General features: G+C 23.7%; 9 protein-coding genes. 8 read left to right on the plus strand and 1 reads right to left on the minus strand.

Annotated elements, in window-relative coordinates; genetic code table 4:
- Positions 1–279: 279 nt before the first annotated feature.
- Entirely contained in the window at positions 280–411 is a 132-nt protein-coding gene (locus C6B38_RS12055) for a hypothetical protein (protein ID WP_255401147.1), read from the minus strand.
- Positions 412–1,343: 932 nt separating this feature from the next.
- On the opposite strand from C6B38_RS12055, the gene C6B38_RS10460 reads away from it, so the two are divergent.
- The 8 genes from C6B38_RS10460 to C6B38_RS09215 all read left to right on the plus strand — a co-directional run bounded on the left by C6B38_RS10460 (position 1,344) and on the right by C6B38_RS09215 (position 4,267).
- Complete coding sequence (locus tag C6B38_RS10460; RefSeq protein ID WP_162475953.1) at positions 1,344–1,511, plus strand: hypothetical protein; 168 nt, start codon at positions 1,344–1,346, stop codon at positions 1,509–1,511.
- A 1-nt stretch (position 1,512) separates the two neighbouring features.
- Entirely contained in the window at positions 1,513–1,659 is a 147-nt protein-coding gene (locus C6B38_RS10465) for a hypothetical protein (RefSeq protein ID WP_162475954.1), read from the plus strand.
- 44 nt (positions 1,660–1,703) lie between these two features.
- Entirely contained in the window at positions 1,704–1,841 is a 138-nt protein-coding gene (locus C6B38_RS10470) for a hypothetical protein (protein WP_162475858.1), read from the plus strand.
- A gap of 1 nt (position 1,842) precedes the next feature.
- Positions 1,843–2,043 carry a hypothetical protein gene (locus C6B38_RS09195; RefSeq protein ID WP_105299400.1) on the plus strand — a complete coding sequence of 67 codons (201 nt, stop codon included), beginning with the start codon at positions 1,843–1,845 and terminating at the stop codon, positions 2,041–2,043.
- Positions 2,044–2,087: 44 nt separating this feature from the next.
- Positions 2,088–2,381, plus strand: coding sequence for a pentapeptide repeat-containing protein (locus tag C6B38_RS09200; RefSeq protein ID WP_105299401.1), 294 nt, complete (start codon positions 2,088–2,090; stop codon positions 2,379–2,381).
- 86 nt (positions 2,382–2,467) lie between these two features.
- A complete protein-coding gene (locus C6B38_RS09205) occupies positions 2,468–2,665 on the plus strand; it encodes a hypothetical protein (RefSeq protein WP_105299402.1) in 198 nt (65 codons plus the stop codon).
- The gene (locus tag C6B38_RS09210; RefSeq protein WP_105299403.1) at positions 2,665–3,447 is read left to right on the plus strand and encodes a hypothetical protein; all 783 of its coding nucleotides are present in this window, start codon (positions 2,665–2,667) and stop codon (positions 3,445–3,447) included. The genes C6B38_RS09205 and C6B38_RS09210 overlap by 1 nt, the downstream gene beginning before the upstream one ends.
- A gap of 1 nt (position 3,448) precedes the next feature.
- A complete protein-coding gene (locus tag C6B38_RS09215; protein WP_105299404.1) occupies positions 3,449–4,267 on the plus strand; it encodes a recombinase RecT in 819 nt (272 codons plus the stop codon).
- The last annotated feature ends 121 nt before the right edge of the window (positions 4,268–4,388 follow it).

Consider the following 4,388-nt stretch of genomic DNA (forward strand, 5'->3'; position numbering starts at 1 on the left):
ATATCTTCTCATGATAAATTACTTTCATTTAATAATTCGTTTGTTAGTGTTTTAATTTCATTCTTTTTTGTTCTTAAATTAATATTAAAAATAATTTTTTTAATTGAATTTCCACTGGTTGCTTGTAATTCATATTCTGTTTAAAAATAATTTTTTTAATTGAATTTCCACTGGTTGCTTGTAATTCATATTCTGTATCTTCTTCAATTTCAATAATTCGCCCATAAATTAATATATATGTTTGATTAAAAACAACTTTATTTCCAAGGTGTCTTTTTATTAACTTTTTTCTTCGTTTAAAAAAATAATATTTTTATCTTTAACAAAAAAACTAGCAAAAAAATCTTGAATAATTCCATCATCACACGCTTCTACATTACAATTAGGAAATGTTTTTAAAACTATTGCCATAATTTAACCACCTTATTATTTTCATTATTATCTAACATAAAAAATCACCAGCCTTAACAATAATAATTAACCCCATCATTTATTGTCGTCGTGATGATACCGTCATTAAAATTATTTGTCAAATAAAAAAAGACAATTTATATTGTCTTTAAAATAGTTTATGTTATAATACATACAAATTTTTATTTATTCAGTCGTAGCAAATTCCTTAAATATTATGTGAACAATCTTATTCCTGTTGTGAGTCTGCTACTCTCTTGTGTTTGATGAGGTTAAAGATCAACAAGATAGAGAAGTTCAACATTATTTATTTACTATAATACGACTGAATAAATACAAATTTTTTTAATTTTTGTAGAATAAAGGATGAAGTAGGAAAAAAGCAACTCTTGTTAAAGGGTTGTTTTTTTATTTGAAAAACAACTTTACAAATTAAATATATTGGCTCTACAAGTGTTTAATTTTATACAATTACATATTTTTTAGGGAAGGTTCCCCAGCAAGGCATTTCGCCGGCACGAAACCATTAGAGCTGTTAACTTGTTTTTTGCGATTTTTTAAATTATTAATGACTTTGATTAAGATAAACAGATAGTGCTGTATTCATAACTATTAATTAACAAGAAAAAATAAAATCGTGTGCGTAGAAGCTTGTTCTTTTAAGAACTGGGCAAGGATTTCTTAATTAATCTACTAGTGGGGACTTGATGAGGAGGTACTTAATACTACAAACAACTACAAATTGTAGAACATTGTAGTTAATATACCAACAATTACCAAAATTAATAATAAGGAGGTAAAAATGAAAAAGTTAAATAAAAAAATTATCAACAAAATAAATGAATTAATGCTTAGAAGTTATCTAGTTTCAAAAGATGAAATTACTGATGAACATTGAGCATTAAATAAAAAGAATTAGGAGGAGTTAAATTATGGAAAAAAGATATTTATTAATAACAAATAGTTCATTTACTGGAATAGATACTGAATTATTTTATACATTAGAAGAAGCAAAATATACTGCTAAAAATAAAAGTTGTTTTCAAACAACCATTATTGATTTAGAAGATAAAAATATTAAATGACAAGGAGATAAATAATATGGAAAAAATAAAAAGAAATATTGCTAAATTATTAATTTCAATAAATGATGGTGAATTTGATGGATATGGGCAAAATACTATGAAGCAAATAATTTATGCTGAATTAGAAAAAATTTTTAATCAAATTAATAAAGAAAGTTTTTAAAATGCGAAATATGCAAAGAATTACAAATAAAGGAGATAAATAATATGTGAAAAGATGAAGATGGCAAAGTTTACACAGAAGAAGATTTATTTAATGAAGCATTAGAAGAATGTCATTCAGAAGAAAGTGCTTATGACTATATTGATACTTTAATTGCAGAAAAGAATTTGGAGGAAATTTAATATGACAAAAGAAGAATTTAATACAAAATATAAAGATAAATTTAGAATTAATGATTATTGTGATTTAGAACAATGAATTGAATGTGATTGTGATCATTGTCAAGAATGTAAATATTCTAAATCAAAACAATGGTCAATAGTTATCAATTATAGAGGGTGAATTTGAAATGATATGTGATTATGTAAAATATATCAAAAATAATTTTTCTTATTTGAATTATCATACATGTGGGGAGGAATTATAAAATGAAAACATTACACGAAATGATAAAAGATTTAACTGGAATTGATGTTGAACAAGATAAAATAAGTGATTATTTAGAAGAAGAAGTATTATATTTACAAGGTGCTGATTTACGTTTTGCTGATTTACAAGTTCCTGATTTACGAGGTGCTGATTTACATCGCGCTGATTTAATAGGTGTTAATTTACAAGATGCTTGTTTACGAGGTGCTGATTTATCTGGCGCTGATTTACAAGGTATTAAAATTACAAAAGAACAATTAGACCAATTAACTGTTATTGAAGAGGATGAATAATGAATATAACAGAATTAATTGATGCACTTAATAGCAAAATTCAAGCAATTAAATAAGAAAATGAAGCACTTAAAGAACAATTAGAAATGGCACATTATTTTAATCAAAATTTAGGTAAAGAACTTGATGAATTAAAACAACAAATATTATATAAAGAAGATTTTGATGTTTTAGCTGAAATGTATTATGTAAATGGTTCAATGCAACGTTGGGGCAATGATTATGATTATTGTTTAAAAGATAATTCTAAATATTACAAATTACCTAGTAAGGAGGGTGAATAATGAATGATATTGTAAAAAATAGAGTAAATAGTATTACATTTCAATTTCCTTTAAAAGGAGATGATTTTAAAAATGAAAGTATTTTAGCATATAATGTTCAAAAATTTAAAGAAGAAAATAAACAAGAATTAACTGAGTATATTTTTACACATATTAATCATTATGCATTAAATGATTATCAAGGTGTGCATTTAAAAGATATTCCAAGTGCTATTACTAAAAATAATTTTGTTTTTAAAGAATGATTAGAACCTATTCAAAAATTATTAGATGAACATAATAGAATTGGTAAAATAATTACTAATTATAGGAATTATATTRAAAGATACAGAGTTGAAATTAATAATAATTTAACACAAGCTCGTAAACAAAAACAACAAGAGTTTTTAAAAGAACAAGAATTAAAAAAACAAGAATTAATTGAAAAAGYAAATAGTTTAACACCAGATATGGGTCTTGATATAGACCAAATTCAAGATGAACAAGTTCGTGTAATGGAACAAATTGTGCAAATTGATAAATCATTAGAACCAATACAATTAAAAAAAGTTGGTATTAATTTAATAAAAGAAAAATTATTAATAAAAGATATTGAAATATTAGGGATTGATGATGATTTTTTAGAAAATGCTAATCAATATGAATTAAAAAAATTAATTAAATATTTAATTGTTGATGAAAAGTTAGTTAAAAATACAATTAAAGCACAATGAGATACAAATACTGATAATAAAGTAGTTGGTATTAAAGGAATAAATATTCAAATTAAAGGAGTGAAATAAAATGACAAATGAATTACAACAATATATTAAAGGTGCAATTATTAAATATGAATTAAAAGTTAATGATAAATATTTAAAAGAAAATATTTTAGCACTTGAAGAATTAAAAATGAAAAATGGACAAAGTTATATGCAATTAGTTAATACTGCTGATAATGCTAAAATAACAGCATTAGGAATTATTAAATTAAGTAATAAATGGTTAATTTTTGGTAAAGATTTTAATATTATTCCATTTAAAAATAAATTAACTACTGTTATTGATAGTAAAGTTTATTGTAAAAGAATTGAAGAAGCAGGGTATAGTCCAAGAAAAGCAATTATATTTAAAGATGAAAAATTTGAATGAGATGCTATAAATTCTTGTCCAAAAATGCATGAAATTAATTTTAATGCAAATACTAGTGATTATAATGAAATTATTGGTGCTTATGCTTTTGCAAAAGATAAAAATGGAAATTATCAAGGTATTTTATTAAGAAAAGCAGATATTGATCGTTTAAAAAATAGTAGTCCAAGTGGAAATAGTGAATATTCACCTTGAAATAAATGACCAAAAGAAATGGTTGAAGCTAAATTATATCGTAAATTAGCATTAGAAATGGGAATTGATATATCTGATATTGATTTAGATGAAAAAGAAATTAAAGAAGATGGTAATTTTGAATATATTTCATTTAAAGATATTGATGTCGCAAAAATTACCCAATCTTATACAGAAATAGCGGACACTAACGATAATGTAGCTAAAGAAGAAGATATCTCAAATGTAGTACCAGCAGTTAATAATGATTATGATGATGAGTGAGCAACTTGATAAAAATAGGTATTGACCCATCAGGAACTGGTACTACTGGTATTGTTATTTATGAAGATAATAAAATAATTCATAAACAAGAATTGGTACTACTGGTATTGTTATTTATGAAGATAATAAAATA

The organism is Spiroplasma sp. ChiS, from assembly GCF_002968355.1.
GTDB lineage: Bacteria > Bacillota_I > Bacilli_A > Mycoplasmatales > Mycoplasmataceae > Spiroplasma > Spiroplasma citri.